The 15,963-nt window shown below is 69.2% G+C and carries 13 protein-coding genes and 1 pseudogene; 11 read left to right on the top strand and 3 right to left on the bottom strand.

Annotated features, from left to right (window positions below; all coding sequences use genetic code 11):
- Positions 1–39: 39 nt before the first annotated feature.
- From OHS59_RS03900 to OHS59_RS03855, 10 genes and pseudogenes are all read left to right on the top strand, one after another.
- Positions 40–2,253, top strand: coding sequence for an MMPL family transporter (locus OHS59_RS03900; protein ID WP_328491971.1), 2,214 nt, complete (start codon positions 40–42; stop codon positions 2,251–2,253).
- A 121-nt stretch (positions 2,254–2,374) separates the two neighbouring features.
- Positions 2,375–3,094: a response regulator transcription factor gene (locus OHS59_RS03895; RefSeq protein ID WP_328491970.1), complete on the top strand. Its 720-nt coding sequence runs from the start codon at positions 2,375–2,377 to the stop codon at positions 3,092–3,094.
- Positions 3,091–4,509: a sensor histidine kinase gene (locus OHS59_RS03890; RefSeq protein WP_328491969.1), complete on the top strand. Its 1,419-nt coding sequence runs from the start codon at positions 3,091–3,093 to the stop codon at positions 4,507–4,509. Before OHS59_RS03895 ends, OHS59_RS03890 begins: the two co-directional genes overlap by 4 nt.
- A 121-nt stretch (positions 4,510–4,630) precedes the next feature.
- Positions 4,631–5,314, top strand: coding sequence for a response regulator transcription factor (locus OHS59_RS03885; RefSeq protein ID WP_328491968.1), 684 nt, complete (start codon positions 4,631–4,633; stop codon positions 5,312–5,314).
- 254 nt (positions 5,315–5,568) lie between these two features.
- Positions 5,569–6,690: an ABC transporter substrate-binding protein gene (locus OHS59_RS03880; protein ID WP_328491967.1), complete on the top strand. Its 1,122-nt coding sequence runs from the start codon at positions 5,569–5,571 to the stop codon at positions 6,688–6,690.
- Positions 6,687–8,429: an ABC transporter permease gene (locus tag OHS59_RS03875; RefSeq protein ID WP_328491966.1), complete on the top strand. Its 1,743-nt coding sequence runs from the start codon at positions 6,687–6,689 to the stop codon at positions 8,427–8,429. Before OHS59_RS03880 ends, OHS59_RS03875 begins: the two co-directional genes overlap by 4 nt.
- Positions 8,422–9,537 carry an ABC transporter ATP-binding protein gene (locus OHS59_RS03870; RefSeq protein ID WP_328491965.1) on the top strand — a complete coding sequence of 372 codons (1,116 nt, stop codon included), beginning with the start codon at positions 8,422–8,424 and terminating at the stop codon, positions 9,535–9,537. The genes OHS59_RS03875 and OHS59_RS03870 overlap by 8 nt, the downstream gene beginning before the upstream one ends.
- Positions 9,521–10,912 (top strand): acyclic terpene utilization AtuA family protein, encoded by a 1,392-nt coding sequence (locus OHS59_RS03865; protein ID WP_328491964.1) that lies wholly within the window; start codon positions 9,521–9,523, stop codon positions 10,910–10,912. The genes OHS59_RS03870 and OHS59_RS03865 overlap by 17 nt, the downstream gene beginning before the upstream one ends.
- Positions 10,905–11,210 (top strand): annotated as a pseudogene (locus tag OHS59_RS03860) (DUF4387 domain-containing protein); the annotation flags it as partial. The gene OHS59_RS03865 and the pseudogene OHS59_RS03860, both read left to right, overlap by 8 nt.
- Positions 11,211–11,312: 102 nt before the next feature.
- On the top strand, positions 11,313–12,104 hold the full coding sequence (locus OHS59_RS03855) for a class II aldolase/adducin family protein (RefSeq protein ID WP_443061610.1): 792 nt from the start codon (positions 11,313–11,315) through the stop codon (positions 12,102–12,104).
- A 12-nt stretch (positions 12,105–12,116) separates the two neighbouring features.
- Here OHS59_RS03855 and OHS59_RS03850 read toward each other — a convergent pair whose 3' ends face one another.
- Both OHS59_RS03850 and OHS59_RS03845 read right to left on the bottom strand, forming a co-directional pair.
- Positions 12,117–13,061, bottom strand: a complete 945-nt coding sequence (locus OHS59_RS03850; RefSeq protein WP_328491963.1) for an NAD(P)-dependent oxidoreductase — start codon at positions 13,059–13,061, stop codon at positions 12,117–12,119.
- Positions 13,036–14,166 carry a tartrate dehydrogenase gene (locus OHS59_RS03845; RefSeq protein ID WP_328491962.1) on the bottom strand — a complete coding sequence of 377 codons (1,131 nt, stop codon included), beginning with the start codon at positions 14,164–14,166 and terminating at the stop codon, positions 13,036–13,038. Before OHS59_RS03845 ends, OHS59_RS03850 begins: the two co-directional genes overlap by 26 nt.
- 124 nt (positions 14,167–14,290) lie before the next feature.
- Here OHS59_RS03845 and OHS59_RS03840 point away from each other — a divergent pair, with 124 nt between their 5' ends.
- The gene (locus tag OHS59_RS03840) at positions 14,291–15,199 is read left to right on the top strand and encodes a LysR family transcriptional regulator (RefSeq protein ID WP_328491961.1); all 909 of its coding nucleotides are present in this window, start codon (positions 14,291–14,293) and stop codon (positions 15,197–15,199) included.
- A gap of 72 nt (positions 15,200–15,271) precedes the next feature.
- Here OHS59_RS03840 and OHS59_RS03835 read toward each other — a convergent pair whose 3' ends face one another.
- Complete coding sequence (locus tag OHS59_RS03835; RefSeq protein WP_328491960.1) at positions 15,272–15,937, bottom strand: GAF and ANTAR domain-containing protein; 666 nt, start codon at positions 15,935–15,937, stop codon at positions 15,272–15,274.
- Between the last annotated feature and the right edge of the window lie 26 nt (positions 15,938–15,963).

Genomic DNA, 15,963 nt, shown 5'->3' with positions numbered 1-15,963 from the left:
GATCGGCACCTCAACCACCTACCGATGAGGGATGCAGGCATGGCTACGCTCTTGTACCGGCTGGGCGCTTTCGGCGCTCGACGGTGGCGAACGATGTTGGTCGGATGGCTTCTGGCGCTCGGCGCGGTGATCGGCCTCGGCTTCTCTTTCGCCGGCTCCTTCGAGGACAGCAGCTCCATCCCCGGGTCACCGGCGCAGACGGCGCTGACCAAGATGGACCGTCACTTCCCCTCCCCGGACGTCCAGTCCGCGGATGTCGTGTTCCAGGCCCCGCCAGGCCGCAGGGTGACCGACGCCGAACTGCGGAAGTCGCTGGCATCCGGCATCGCCGCGATGGGCGACGTACGCGGAGTGGCCGAGGTCGGTGACCCGGTCGAGGACGACACCGTCTCCAAGGACGGGCGCACCGCGGTCGCGCAGGTCACCTTCACCACCAAGAAGGACGAGGACGTACCCGCCGGCACGCTCGACGCGGTGCAGGCCGCGGGGGAGCAGGCCAGGCAGGCAGGTCTCAAGACCGTCTACGGCGGTGACGCCTACGCCCCCTCGACCTCACCCTTCGGACCCCCCGAGATGGTCGGGCTCGGCGTGGCCCTGGTCATCCTCGTCATCACGTTCGGCTCGCTGCTCGCCGCCGGACTGCCGCTCCTCACCGCGATCCTCGGTGTCGTCGGCACCATGGCGGCCATGATGGGCGCGGCCACCGTGCTCGGAGTGACCGACAGCGCACCGACCCTGGCCATCATGCTGGGGCTCGCCGTGGGCATCGACTACGCCCTGTTCATCGTCTCGCGTCACCGGGCCCAGCTCGCCACCGGCATGCCCGTCGTCGAGTCCGTCGCCAGGGCCAACGCGACCGCGGGCAGCGCCGTCGTCTTCGCCGGTGCCACCGTGGTCATCGCGCTCGCCGGGCTGTCGGTGGCCGGTGTCCCGATGCTGACCTCCATGGGACTCGCGTCCGCCGGAGCAGTCGCCGCCGCCGTCGTCCTGGCGCTCGGACTGCTCCCCGCGCTGCTGGGAATGGCCGGCCGCAGACTCGTACCCGGTGCCCGTCCTCGCTCGGGCCGGCGGACGGCACGTCAGGGCAGGACCTCCATGGGTGTGCGCTGGACCGAAGGGGTGCTGCGCCGGCCGGTGCGTACCCTGATCCTCGGAACCGTGGCCCTCGTCGCGCTCGCCCTGCCCGCCCTGCAGCTCAAGCTCGCCGTCACCGACGAGGGCAACAGCCCCACCACGGCGTCGAGTCGCCAGGCCTACGACATGGTCGGTGACGCCTTCGGGCCCGGCGCGAACGGCCCGCTCGTCATCCTCGTCGAGGACAAGGACCCGACCGCCGTCGAGTCGACGGCCACCGCGGTCGAGGACAAGCTGCGTGACGTCGGGGGCATCGCGGACGTCAGCGGCATCGACGTGGCCGAGGACGGATCGGCCGCACGCATCCAGATCATCCCCGACACCGGGCCCCGTACCCAGGCGACCAGCGAACTCGTCTCGCACCTGCGGATCGAGATGCAACCCCTGGCCAGGTCGAGCGGCAGCTATGTCGCCGTCACCGGTCTGACCGCCGTCAGCATCGACGTGTCCGACAAACTCAGCGGCGCGCTGGTCCCCTTCGCGGTCGTCGTGGTCGGCCTCTCCCTGCTCCTCCTGATGATCGCCTTCCGGTCCGTCGCCATACCCGTCAAGGCCACCATCGGGTTTCTGCTGTCCGTCGGAGCCGCGTTCGGAGCCACCGTCGCGGTCTTCCAATGGGGGTGGCTGGCCGGTCCGCTGGGGGTGGCGAGCGAGGGCCCGGTGGCCAGTTTCATGCCCATCATCGTCATGGCCGTCCTCTTCGGACTCGCCATGGACTACGAAGTGTTCCTCGTGTCCGCCATGCGGGAGGACTACGTCCACCACCGCAACGCCCGCGCCGCCATCGTCACCGGAGCCCGCAACGCCGCCCGCGTGGTCACCTCCGCCGCCCTCATCATGATCTCGGTCTTCATCAGCTTCCTGTTCTCGCACGACGCCGACATCATGCCGATCGCCTTCGCCCTGGCCTTCGGAGTCATGGTGGACGCCTTCCTGGTCCGTATGACCCTCGTGCCGGCGGTACTGGCCCTCCTCGGTGACCGGGCCTGGTGGCTGCCCCGGCGCCTCGACCGTCTCCTGCCCCGGCTCGATGTCGAGGGTGAGAACCTCCACACACCCGACGCCACCGCCCAGGTCCCCGGCGACTCCGGCAAGCAGACCGCTTCAGTGGGCCTGTGACGCGATGAGCCGCCAAGCCGATACCGGGGCACACCTCGCGTCCGCCATGTCGGTGGAGACGACCGAGGCGGTGGAAGTGGTGGACTTCGGGAAGCCCACCCCGCCCGTACAAGGAGCACGTATGAACGCCATCGACGCACCGGGCGCCGCCGACCGGGTGCTTGTCATCGATGACGACCCCGGTATCAGGCGCCTGTTGATCTCGGCCCTCGGATTCGCCGGATTCGAGGTCGACGTGGCGGGCGACCTGACCGAAGCTCTCGGCCAGGTCGCCCGCCGGACCCCCGACGTCATCGTTCTCGACGTCATGCTCCCCGGCGCCGACGGCTTCGAGATCCTCCAACTGCTGCGCGACCGCGGCATCGACGTACCGGTCCTCTTCCTCACGGCACGCGACGCGATCGAGGACCGCGTACGAGGACTGCGCCTGGGAGGCGACGACTACGTCACCAAACCCTTCAGCGTCGTCGAGGTCGGCGCCCGCCTCCAGGCACTGCTCCGCCGCGCCCGCAGCGGAGCACCCGCCCCCGAGGAGACACCCCTGAACTGCGCGGACCTCGCGATGGACGACCCCCGTCACGAGGTCCGCAGGGCAGGCCGGCTCCTCGAACTCTCACCCACCGAATACCGCCTGCTGCACTACCTCCTGAGTCACCAGGGCCAGGTCCTGTCCCGCGCCCAGATCCTCGAAGCCGTCTGGCAGTACGACTTCGGCGGAGACACCGTCGTCGTCGAACGCTTCGTCTCCAACCTCCGACGCAAGATCGACCACGGCCACCCGCCACTGCTGCACACCGTCCGAGGCGTCGGCTACACCCTCCGGGAGCAGGCCCACAAGTGAAGCTCCGCGACCGTCGAACATGGTCCTTCTCCAGCGTCCGCCTGCGTCTGCTCGCCGGCCTGGCCGTCCTCCTCGTGTGCGGCCTGACTGCCAGCGCCGTCATCACCGGCTTCCTCCTGGAGGACTACCTGGACCACCGCTACGAGCAGACCCTCGAAACCAGCGCCCACCGGCTCACCGACGTCATCGCCCGAGGGCCGCAGACAGCCGACGCCGACCAGTTCGCCACCCTCCTCGGACCCCCACTGGGCCTCGTCGCCGTGGACGACGACGGCAAGGTCCTGACGAGCACCGGCTCCGCGACCGCGGCGGCCCGTCAGGTCGCCGAACTCAGCACGACCGTGCCGGCCGGCACCATCGTCAACTACGACGGACACGACGAGCAGGACGGTCTCGCGGTGATCCGCATTCCCAGCCCCGGACTCACCATCGACCAAGGAGCCATCGAGCCCGCCGCTCTCGTCCTCACCATCGACACCTCCGTCGACGACTCCACCGTCGCCGCACTCATCAGACGTCAACTCATGCTGATCGGCGCCGCGTTGCTGATCCTGCTGGGGCTCGCGGTCGTCGTCCTGCGGCTCGGCCTGCGCCCGCTGGCCCGTATGGCCCGTACCGCCGACGCCATCGCCGAGGGCCACCTCACGGAACGGCTGCCGACCACGCGGAACGGCAGCGAGGCCGACCAGCTCGCCGAAGCGGTCAACCGGGCCTTCGACGCCCAGGCCCGCGCGGAGGCGACCGTGCGGTCCCTGGCGGCCGACACCTCCCACGAACTGCGCACCCCGCTCTCCACGATCTCCGGCTGGCTCGACCTGCACCGCCAGGGCGGCGTCTCGGGACCGGGCCTGGAGACGGCGCTCGAACACATCGAGAACGAGGTGGGACGGATGCGCCTGCTGGTCGAGGACCTCGCCCTGCTCGCACGGCTGGACGCCGGCCGCCCGGTCGAGCGGCACGACGTCGACCTCACGGAGCTGGCCGCCGGCGTCGTCGAGGACGCCCAGATCATCTATCCCCGGCGCGGCATCACCATGGCGTCCGCGCCACGCGCTCCGGTCGTCGGCGAGGCCGGCCGACTGCAACAGGTCCTGCGCAACCTGGTCGGCAACGCCGTCCAGCACACCCCCGAACAGACCGCCGTACGCGTCGAGATCACCCAGGACCGCAAGGACGTGGAACTGCGCGTCATCGACAACGGTCCCGGTATCTCCCCGCAGGACCTGCCCCGCGTCTTCGAACGCTTCTGGCGAGCCGAGGCCAGCCGCAGCCGCGCCTACGGAGGTTCGGGTCTCGGCCTGGCCATCGTGGAAGCCATCGTGCACGCGCACCAGGGGCAGGTGCACGTCGAGTCGGAGGTGGGAGTCGGCACCACCGTCACGATCCGGCTCCCTCGTGCATTCCACGGGGCCTGACCGGGCCGTCACGGACTCACAAACCCGCGACCGCCCGCGAAGGCCGCGACGGCCGCGACGGCCGCCCGAGACCGGCAACCGCCTGCGAACACCCGCAACCGCCCGAGAAGAGAGGCCACTCATGAATACGGTATTTCTCGCCGGCGGCCCGACACTTGTGCGCGCGGCCATGGCCGAGGTCATCGGCCGGAGTCATGGCCTGACCGTCGTCGGGCAGGCCGCCGACGGCACCCGGCTGCGTGAACTGCTCCAGGCGGACGCGGGGCCGGACGTGATTCTGCTCGACCGCAGCATCCGGTGCGAGGACATCGGCGAGTTCACGGAGATGGTCGGCGCCGCTTCCGCGACCGCCCGCACGATCGTCTTCGGTGTCCCCGACGCCCAGGAGTCCGACGCGTGTCTGAGAGCCGGCGCGACGGGAGTCCTCGCCGCCGACATCACGGCGGCGCAACTCGTCGCGGCCATGGAGACGGTGCTCCGCGGTGGCCTGGTCGTCGTCCTGGGAACCGCTCCCGTGGTCACGGCGCACCAGCGCCGGGGAGCGAGTCCCGCGACGGCACCGACGCTGTCCGGACGGGAGCGGGAGATCCTCGCCATGCTGGCCGGCGGACAGGAGAGCTCTTCGATCGCGGACGCCCTCAGCATCAGCCCGCTCACCGTGAAGACCCACATAGCGAACATGTTCACCAAGATCGGCGTCCGCCGGCGCGGTCACCTCATCGCCTTCGCCTACGAGAGCGGTGTCGTGGTGCCGGGCGGGACGCCGGTGAGTCCCCTCGTCGACCAGCTGCCCGAAGCGTCCTGAGACTTCTGCCCGGCCTGCGGGAAGGGCTCCTGCTCCAAGCGCGTTCGTTCAGCTCAACTGGTTGACAATCCTGCTGTAGCAAATACCATCTTTCGCGGGAGACGTAGTTCCTGTCGAAAGCCGCGCACGCGCAGTCCTGCTGCGGCACGTCGCCCTGTATATCGCCTGCGTGGCGCGCTGACTCCACCCCATCCCGTACACACGTGACCCCGTTCTCCTACAGCACTAGTGCTATAGCAAATAGTGGAGGATCAATGATGATCTCGCTCCCCAGAGCTTGCGCCCTGGCAGCCGCCTGCGCGGTCGTTCTCACCGCGTGCGGAGGTTCCACGGGCACGGACGGGTCGGCAACGCCCACGTCCACGGTCGATGTGGGCAAGGCGGCGCCCGCCACCCCGCTCGACGCGGCGACGGTGGCCAGGGCCGAGAAGCAGGGTTCGGTCCTCCTCTACACGAACGCGGACGCCGACCAGATGGCGCCGCTCACCAAAGCCTTCGAGGCGAAGTACACCGGCATCAAGGTGCGTGTGCTGAACATGAACGACACGCAGACCTTCCAGCGTTACGCCACCGAATCCGCCACCGGTGTGCGCACCGCGGACGTCGTGATGGCCACGGACGCGGTCGAGGTGCTGAAGTTCGTCGGAAAGGGCGATGTCCTCGACTACGAGGATCCCAACCTCAGGCATCTCCCCGCTTACGCGCGGCTCGCCCCCGGTGTGGTCTCCATGTCGGAGGACCCGCTCGTCGCCGTGTACAACACCGCGCTCATTCCCAAGGAAAAGCAGCCCAAAGACCTCGCGGGCCTCGCGAAGCTGTCCAAGACCCTCAAGGGGAAAATCGGGACGACGGACATAAGCAACCCCCATTCCTTCGGCGCCGTGAGCAGTTACACCACCAAGCGCGGCGACGCCGGGTGGAAGAACATCGAAGCCCTGGGCCCGAACACCGGCGTCGAGTCGGGCAACGGCAACCTGATGCAGAAACTGGCCCAGGGGCAGTACCAGGCCACGTATTTCGTGGCCGGATCGGTCAGGGCGCTGATCGAGGGCGAGGAGGCGGCGAAGATCCTCAACTACACGTATCTCACGGACGGGACGCCGCTTCTGCCGAGGGCCGTCGCCGTCACGAAGAAGGCGAAGTCGCCCGACGCGGGGAAGGTCTTCGTGAACTTCCTGCTGTCGGTCGAAGGCCAGGAAGCCGCCTGCGAGGGCGGATTCACTCCGTACCGCGACGGCGTCAAGTGTGCCTACGGGCTCCCGGCGGTGGAAAAGGTCGTCGGCGCCGACAACATGATGCTCGGCGGTTATCCCAAGGACATCGTGAAGAACAAGCCGGCGATCGTCGATCGTTGGAAGAAGGCGTACGGCCGATGAGCACCACGCAGCTCCGGCCGCCACCGGCCCGTACCCCGCCGATTCAGGAACGATCCCGACGGCGGTGGCTCTCGACCAACGCGAGTCACTACGTTCTCTGGGCACTCGCGCTGCTGGTCATCGTCGGATCGGTCGTCCCGGTCGTGGCCGCCGCGGTGTGGTCGACCCCGCTCTACGAATCGGGCGGGCATCCGACCTGGGACAACTTCCACCAACTGCTCACCGACAGCGGTTGGTGGACCGCGGTCACCAACTCGATACTGTTCGCCGCCCTCAACACCGTCGGATCGATTCTGATCGGCGTGACGTGCGCGTTGTTCCTCACCCGCACCGACATTCCCGGCCGCCGCGTACTGACGACGTTCCTGCTCGTTCCCATCGCGCTGCCCGGACTCGTACTCATCATCGGCTGGGCGGCCATGTGGACCCCGGCGGGATTCGCGTCCTCCTGGCTGGAGACCAACACCTTCCTCAGCATGCCGGTCGACCTCTACAGCATTCCCGGCATGGCCATGGTGGCGATGAGCGTGGCCTCGCCCACGGTCTTCCTGCTGTGCCGCGGCACCCTGCTGGCCATCGACCCGTCCCTGGAGGACGCCGCCCGAACTGCGGGAGCCGGCCCCCTGCGCAGCCTGCTCTCCGTCAGCCTGCCCCTGATGCGGCCCGCGATCACGAACGCGGCACTGCTGGTCTTCGCCCTCTCGATGGAAGTCCTCGGGCTGCCGCTCATCCTGGGATTCTCGAACAAGATCAGTCTGATCTCGACGTACCTCTACGACCACTGGGTCAACGAAGCGCAGCAAGGGCTGGTGTCCGCGGGAGCGGTGTTCCTGCTCGTCGCGGTCTCCGGGCTCCTCGTGCTCCGGAACAGGCTCGTGGGGGACACCGCCCGCTTCACCACGACCACCGGGAAACCCACCGGCGTCCGCATACTCAAGCTGGGCCCCGCACGCTGGTTCATCACGGCCGCGATCACCTTCTTCCTCCTCGTCTTCGTGGTCGTACCGCTGGCCGGAGTCGTCCTGGCCGCCTTCACCTCCATCCTGTCGCCCTTCATCTCCCCGTGGAGTGTGCTGACCTTCAGCAACTTCTCCGCCGTGTTCGAGAACCCGCTCTACACCAACTCGATCGTCAACAGCCTTCTCATCGCGGCCGTCGGCGGAGCGCTGACGACCGTCGCCATCGCGGTTCTGTCGGTGATCGCGCACCGCTCCCGTTTCCGCTTCCGCGGTTCCCTGCAGCAGGGCATGCTCTGGCCGCGCATGATGCCGGCGCTCATCACCGGAATGGCGTTCTTCTGGAGCTTCGCGCTCCTCGACAGGTCCGGGGCCATTCGCGCCAGCCTGTGGGGCATAGGCATCGCCTTCGCCGTCAGAAGTCTCGCTCTCGGCTACAGCGCCTTCTATCCGGCGCTCGCCGGGATAGGGGCCGACCTCGACAATGCCGCCCGTACATCCGGTGCCACCTGGTGGACGGCGATGCGAACCATTGTCCTCCGGCTCGTCGCACCCGCCATGGGCGCTTCGTTCGTGCTGCTTTTCGTGGCCATGCTCAACGACGCCGAACCGGCGGTCTTCCTCGTCACCGACGAAACGCCCGTACTCGGCCTCACCATGCTGCAACTCGCGGCAACAAGTATCGGCGGGACCGTCGCCGCGTTGGGAGTCATCCAGATGGTCATCACCTTGGTCGTCCTGGGCGCGGGACGCGCCCTGTTGGGGGTGTTCCCTCGTGCCTAGTCTTCATCTGAACGGAATCACCAAGCAGTTCACCCGGCACACCGCTCTGCACGATGTGTCACTCACCGTCCGGGACGGTGAGATATTCACCCTGCTGGGGCCCAGCGGCTGCGGTAAATCCACCACCCTGTGGTCGATCGCCGGCCTGCACCGGCCCGACTCCGGCAGCATCACCTTCGGTGACCGAGTCGTCTTCGACCACGGGCGCGTCAACGTCGAACCCGAACACCGCAATTGCGGCGTCGTGTTCCAGTCCTACGCCATCTGGCCGCACATGTCGGTCGCGCAGAACGTGGGCTATCCGCTCAGGCTCCGCAAGACCGCCAAGGCGGAACGCGACCGCCGCGTACGGGAAGTACTCGAACTCGTCGAACTGGGCCCCCACGCGGGCCGCTACCCCCACGAGCTGTCCGGCGGCCAGCAGCAGCGGGTCGCCCTGGCACGGGCCCTGGCCCACCCGCCCGACATGCTGCTCCTGGACGAACCCTTCTCGAACCTGGACGCCAAACTCCGCGACCGGTCCCGGCTGTGGCTCAAGACACTCCAGTCGCAGGTCGGCGTCACCACCGTCTTCGTGACCCACGACCAGGACGAGGCCCTGTCCGTCAGCGACCGCGTCGCCGTCATGGACCAGGGAAAGGTACGCCAGGTCGGCACCCCCACCGAGATCTACGAACACCCCGCCGACCTGTTCGTCGCCGACTTCGTCGGAACCGCCGACATCCTCGCCGCCACGGTGGTCCAGGCGGACGGCACCCATGCGGTGATCCGCGTCGACGGCGTCGGCGAACCGCTGAAGGTGCCGCACACGGACAGACGCCTGGGCCCGGTGCGGATCTGTATCCGGCCGGAGAACATCCGGATCCACCGCGGCGCCGGCGATGCGAATCGCCCGCCCGGCACATTGACGGCGAAGGTCGACAACCAGGCCTACCTCGGCGACCACTACCGCTACACCCTCCGCATCGGCGCCACCCCGGTCATCGTGACCACCACGCGCCCGGCCGCCGCCGGTGAACTCACCGTCAGCCTGCCGCCGGAAGACATCCGCATCTTCCACGAGGACACCGATTCCAACGAGGAGAACCATCATGCCCCCGTCCACTGACGCCGTCGCGCGGGTCGGAATCCTGACACCGTCCGGCATGCTCGGTGCCGGCTTCACCCCGGAGAGCATCGAACGCGGCCTGACACTCGGCCCCGACGTCATCGCGGTCGACGGCGGCTCCACCGACTCCGGCCCCCACTACCTCGGCGCCGGGGTCGCGAAGACCACCGCCGCCGCGGTCGGCCGCGACCTGCGCATCCTCCTCAAGGCGGCCGCCACCGCGGACATCCCCCTCATCGTGGGCTCCTGCGGCACCAGCGGCACCGACTCCGGAGTCGACTGGATCGCCGGAATCGCGGAGCAGATCATGGCCGAGGAAGGCCTCGATCTCAAGGTCGCCCGGATCTACAGCGAGCAGGAAGCCACCTTCCTCAAGGAGGAGCTCGACGCCGGGCGGATCCACCCCCTGGCCCCGCACGGCCCCCTCGATCCGGAGACGCTCGAAAGCTGCACGCACATCGTCGGCATGATGGGCCACGAACCCTTCGTCGACGCCATCCGGGCAGGCGCGCAGGTCGTCCTGGCGGGCAGGGCCACCGACACCGCGCTGGCCGCCGCGGTACCCCTGATGCTGGGGATGCCGGCCGGACCCGCCTGGCACGCCGCCAAGATCGTCGAATGCGGCGGGCAGTGCACCACCGACCCACGGGCCGGAGGTGTCTTCGCCACCATCGACCACAGCGGCTTCGTCATAGAGCCCCTCGATCCGGCCAACGCCTGCACCCCGATCTCGGTGGCGGCACACATGCTGTACGAGACCGCCAACCCCTACCGGATGCGTGAACCGGCAGGCACCCTGGACGTCTCCGACGCCACCTACACAGCACTCGACGAGCGCCGCGTACGCGTCGAGGGATCCCGCTTCGAGCCCGCCGAGCAGCACACCATCAAACTCGAAGGCGCCCGGGTCACCGGCTACGAGACCGTTTCGTTCTCCGGCATCCGCGACCCCTACATCGTCGCCAACATCGACCGCTGGGCCGCACTGCTGCGCGTCATTCTCACCGAGCGCGTCAGCCAGACCCTCGGACTGACCGACGACGACTACGGCCTGGACATCCGCCTCTACGGCCACAACGCCATTCTCGAAGACATCGACCCCGACTCCGGCGCACCCCGGGAGGTCGGCGTGATGCTCCTCGTCAACGCGCCCTCGCAGGCCACCGCGACAGCGATCGCCAAGGTCGCCAACCCCCTCATGCTGCACCTCCCCCTGCCGGAGATGGAGTACCTGCCCAGCTTCGCCTTCGCCACCTCACCGGCGGAGACCCAACGCGGGGCGGCCTACGCGTTCGTCCTCAACCACGTCGTCGACGTCGACTCACCCACCGGCATGTTCCGCACCCATCACTCCCGCGAGGTCTCCCGTGCCTGAGCACCCCAACCTTCCGCCCACGCTCGGTGACTACGCGACCGAGATCCGCTCCAAGAACGCCGGCCCCTTCTGGGTCACCATGGAAACGTTCATGAAGGACGGCGCCGGATACGCCATCGCGGCCGACGAGTCCTTCCTCGACGAGGCAGTCGTCGCCGACCTGTACCGGGTGGACGCGGCGCAGGTCCAGATCTTCCGGATCCCCGCACTGAACGTCGTGAAGATCTCCTTCCCGCGTCCCGTCCCGCAGGCCGGTCTCCGGGACCGGGACATCCACGCCGGCCAGCACCACGTCCCGCTGGCCGCCTTGCGGGTGCCCGACCGGCACCTCGCGGTGAGCGCTGCGACGCAGGGAGCGAGCAGGGCAGCAGCGAGGGCGAACGATCCCGTCGCCGACCCGCTGAGCCGGCAGGACCTGGTGCCGATCCCGGAAGAAGAACTGATCTTCCGGCTTCCCACCCCGTTCACCGATCCGGCCGTCGAGCGACGCCATCGCAAGGAACGGCTGGCCGGCGCACTGCGCCTCTTCGGCCGGTTCGGGTTCGAGGAAGGCGTCGCCGGACACATCACCGCACGCGACCCGGAGTTCCCGGATCACTTCTGGGTCAACCCGTTCGGTGTGTCCTTCAAGCACGTGAAGGTCAGTGACCTGCTGCTCGTCAACCACCAGGGTGAGGTCGTCCAGGGCCGTCACCGGGTGAACCGGGCCGCCTTCGCCATCCACGCGGCCGTCCACGCGGCACGACCCGACGCGGTCGGCGCCGCCCACAGCCACTCCGTGTACGGCAAGGCCCTGTCGGCGACGGGCCAGCGGCTCGAACCGCTCACCCAGGACGCCTGCGCGTTCTACGAGGACCACGGCTGCTACGAGAACTACTCGGGTGTGGCCGACGACCCCGCGGAGGGCCGGCGTATCGCCGAGGCGCTCGGCGGCCACAAGGCGGTCATCCTGCGGAACCACGGACTGCTCACCGCGGCGGGCTCGGTCGACGCCGCCGCGTACTGGTTCATCACCATGGAACGATCGGCCCAGGCCCAGCTCGCCGCCAAGGCGGCGGGACCGACGATCCAGATCCCGCACGAAGAGGCCAAGTTCACCTACGGGCAGGTGGGCTTCGATCTGGCTGGCTGGTTCCAGTTCCAGCCCCTCTTCGACCAGATCTCCCGCACGGACCCTGACCTCTTCGACTAGGGCCCGCAGACGCTAGTTGACGGCGAACCGTGGCCGCCCCTCCAGGGCGGCCACGAGTTCGGCGGCACCCGCGAGGCCCGCCGCCCGGCGGGCCTGCGCGGTCTGGCCCGCGAGATGGGAGTAGACGGTGATTCCCTCGACGCCGCGCAGGGGACTCCCCGCAGGGAGTGGTTCCTGTGTCACCACGTCGAGTGCCGCACCCGCGATGCCGCCCGTGCGGACCGCGTCGGCGAGCGCCTGTTCGTCGACGACGGCTCCGCGGGCGGTGTTGACGAGTACGGCCTCCGCCTTCATCCGTGCGAAGGCGGAGGCGTCGAACAGCCCCCGGGTCCTGTCGGTCAGCGCGGTGTGGATCGACACGTAGTCGGAGACGGCCAGCAGTTCGTCGAAGGGAACGAACCGCACCGCGAGGTCACCGCGTCGAGCCTCGGGGACACCGGTGGCGCACACCACGTCCATGCCGAACGCAAGGGCCAGCGGTACGACGGCGCGAGCGGCCGCGCCGTAACCGACGAGGCCGAGTGTCGCCCCGCGGAGCTCGTGACCGTCCTCGCGCGGCCACCCTCCCTCGCGCACGCCCGCGGCACTGTGGACCAGACGGCGCGCCGAGGCGAGCAGCAGGCCGAGCGTGTACTCGGCGACGGCGTTCGCGTTGATCCCGGGCAGGTTGCTCACGCTGACACCGAGTCGGCCCGCGGCCTCGATGTCGACGGAGTCGTGGCCGACCCCCGTACGCACCACCACCCGCAGTCGCGGGGCGCGGGCGAGCACATCGGCGCTCAGGGGCTCGTTCGCGACGAGCGCCGCGTCGATCCCGGCGAGCGCCGACACGAGGTCCTCCGGATCGCGCCGTCCGACCATCGGAGCGTGGCGCGTCTCAAGACCGGCGGCCCGGAAGTACTCGTCCACCTCGTCGCCGGGACGCAGATAGTCAGTGGTGATCAGGACGCGCGGCACGCTCTTCCTCTTCCTTCAGGAGTCCGGCCCCAAGGCCGATCTGCTCTGCGACGGCCGATCCCAGCGCCGCCGTCGTCCCGTTCCCGCCGAGGTCGGGCGTGAGCACGGCGGGCTGCCGCTCCAGGACCGACTCGATGGCGGCGACGGTGCCCGCCGCGGCCGCGGCCTCGCCCAGGTGCTCCAGCATCATCGCTCCGCTCCAGATCTGCCCGACCGGGTTGGCGATGCCGCGCCCCGCGATGTCGGGAGCCGACCCGTGCACGGGCTCGAACAGGCTCGGACGGTCGCGTTCCGGGTTGATGTTCGCGCTCGGAGCTATCCCGATCGTGCCGGTACAGGCCGGGCCCAGGTCGGAGAGGATGTCACCGAACAGGTTGCTCGCGACGACGACGTCGTACCGGTCGGGCCGCAGCACGAACTTGGCCGCCAGGATGTCGATGTGGTCCTTGTCGGCGGTCACCCGCGGGTAGCGCCCGGCCATCTCGCTCGCCCGCTCGTCCCAGTAGGGCATGGAGATCGAGATCCCGTTGCTCTTGGTCGCCCAGGTCAGGTGCCTGCGCGGTCGCGAGTCGGCGAGCTCGAAGGCGTAACGCAGTACGCGGTCGACGCCGACCCGGGTCATCACGGTCTCCTGCAGCACGGTCTCGCGCTCGGTGCCCTCGAAGATCCGCCCGCCGATGCTGGAGTACTCGCCCTCGGTGTTCTCGCGCACCACGTAGAAGTCGATGTCTCCCGGACCGTGGTCGCGCAGGGGACCGCGCACACCCCGCAGCAGGCGGACCGGCCGCAGATTGACGTACTGGTCGAACCCTCGCCGTATCTGCAGCAGGCTTCCCCACAGCGACACATGGTCGGGCACGACCTCGGGCCAGCCGACCGCGCCGAAGAAGATCGCGTCGAAGCCCCCCAGCACGTCGCGCCAGTCCTTCGGCATCATCTCCCCGTGGCGCGTCCAGTAGTCGGCGCTCGCGAAGTCGAACTCCTCCACGTCGAGTACGAAGCCGTACGCGTCGGCGGCGGCGCGCAGGCACCGCAGCCCTTCGGGAACGACTTCCCGGCCGATGCCGTCCCCGGGTACGGCGGCGATGCGGTAACGCTGTGGCACGACGGCTGCTCCTCGTCCAGGCTCATGTGGCTTTCCACTGTGGGCACCGGGGTGACCTGCCACAACAGCAGTCCGGGCAACTTATGCTTTCCCCAACGGAAAGTCGTACCGGACGGGAGACCGTATGAAGATGACCGTCGACGACCTGAAGTTCTTCCAGGTCGTGGCAGCCAGCGAGACGCTCACGGCGGCGTCCCGCCAACTCGGCTGGTCGCTTCCGGTGGTCAGCAAGCGGCTGAGCGCACTCGAAAGCCGTCTCGACGTACGACTCGTCCAGCGGGGCACGCGTCGACTGGTGCTGACCTCGGAGGGTGCCCTGTACGCGAGCGGACTCGACTCGATCCTCGATCGGCTCCGGGAGCTGGAGGACCTGGTGACCGAACGGTCCGGGGAACTGCGTGGCTCCCTGGTCGTCCAGGCGACCCTGGGCCTCGGACGCGCGCATGTCGCCCCGCTGCTTGCGGAGTTCGCGGCGTCGCATCCTCAGCTCCAGGTGCAGCTGGACACCTCGGCGCTGCCTCTGCGACCGCACCGGCGGAAGTTCGACGTGGCCGTCCACGTGGGAAGCCCGCCCGACTCCTCGCTGCGGATGCGCAGGCTGGCGGAGAACCGTCGCGTGCCCTGCGCGGCGCCCTCGTACCTGGAGCGACGCGGCGCGCCCACCTGCGTCGAGGATCTCGCACGGCACGACTGCATCGTGCTGCGCGAGAACGAGGGGGACTACGCGCTCTGGCGGTTCGGCGACGTCGGCGATCCGCGACATGTGCGGGTGCGCGGTCCGCTGCAGAGCAACGACGGGGACATCGTGACCGGTTGGGCGCTGGAGGGCCGTGGCGTCGTCATGCGCTCGGAGTGGCACGTCCGCCCTCACATGGAGCGCGGGGACCTGGTCCGTGTACTGCCGAACGTCCCGACACCCGCGGCCGACATCTATGCCCTGCTCGAAGACGACGGACATGTTCCCCGCCGGGTGACCGAACTGATCGAGCACCTCGCCGCGCGTATGCCGGGACGCTTGGCACGGCCGGCCTGACATGACCGTTTCCTCAGGGGAAAAGCCAGGTTGCCCCACGGCGGTGTTCGTGGTGGCCGGTCCAGGGGTTCGCTAGCCGCTGCGGGCCAGCACGTCTTCGGTCAGGTCGGGCAGTGGGCGCCCCGTTCCCAGGGCCATGGACCGCAGCCGCGCCAGCGCTTCGGCGGGTGTGATGCCCAGCCGTTCGGCCATCACGCCCGTCGCCACATGGGTACGCCGCCAGTGGATGTCCAGCGCGGGACTCACCTTCGCCGTGAGCAGGATGAGCGCCGCGGCCCGTACGGCCAGTGTCGCGGCCGCCTCCGCCTCGGCCCCCAGCGGACCGGCCTCGAACCGCAGCATGTCGGCCGATCCGAGATGGGCGTCGCCCTCCACCAGCGGAAACGCGTAGATGGCCCCCACCGTGGGCAGCTGCTCCCGCGCCAGAGGGCCGAACAGCGGCCACTGGGTCACGGTTCCCTGGAGGTCCTCGACCATGAGCGGCCGACCGGTCGTCGCGGCCGTCACGCACGGGCCTTCGCCCACCTCGAACTGCAGCTCCTCCAGGCGCTGGGCCGCCGGGCTCGTGGCGAACAGCATCCGCCTCTCCGGTGTGTCCGTCCACAGCGCCAGCGTGACCGCGTCCACCGGCAGCTCCGCGCACAGGGCCTCGGCCACCCGCTGGGCCGTTCCGCGCTCCAGGTCCGGCCCGGTGGCTGCCCGGACCACCGCTTCAGCGGGCCACGGGTCGCCGACCATATGGGCCTCACTCTCCACGCGGTTCC

The organism is Streptomyces sp. NBC_00414 (genome assembly GCF_036038375.1).
Taxonomy (GTDB): domain Bacteria; phylum Actinomycetota; class Actinomycetes; order Streptomycetales; family Streptomycetaceae; genus Streptomyces.
This window is presented reverse-complemented; position numbering and strand designations above follow the sequence as displayed.

Excerpts from the sequence above, each read along its gene's own strand:
- OHS59_RS03885 (WP_328491968.1), top strand. The coding sequence starts at position 4,631 with ATGAATACGGTATTTCTCGCCGGCGGCCCGACACTTGTGCGCGCGGCC.
- OHS59_RS03880 (WP_328491967.1), top strand. The coding sequence starts at position 5,569 with ATGATGATCTCGCTCCCCAGAGCTTGCGCCCTGGCAGCCGCCTGCGCG.
- OHS59_RS03835 (WP_328491960.1), bottom strand. The coding sequence starts at position 15,937 with ATGGTCGGCGACCCGTGGCCCGCTGAAGCGGTGGTCCGGGCAGCCACC.
- OHS59_RS03840 (WP_328491961.1), top strand. The coding sequence starts at position 14,291 with ATGAAGATGACCGTCGACGACCTGAAGTTCTTCCAGGTCGTGGCAGCC.
- OHS59_RS03875 (WP_328491966.1), top strand. The coding sequence starts at position 6,687 with ATGAGCACCACGCAGCTCCGGCCGCCACCGGCCCGTACCCCGCCGATT.
- OHS59_RS03865 (WP_328491964.1), top strand. The coding sequence starts at position 9,521 with ATGCCCCCGTCCACTGACGCCGTCGCGCGGGTCGGAATCCTGACACCG.
- OHS59_RS03895 (WP_328491970.1), top strand. The coding sequence starts at position 2,375 with ATGAACGCCATCGACGCACCGGGCGCCGCCGACCGGGTGCTTGTCATC.
- OHS59_RS03900 (WP_328491971.1), top strand. The coding sequence starts at position 40 with ATGGCTACGCTCTTGTACCGGCTGGGCGCTTTCGGCGCTCGACGGTGG.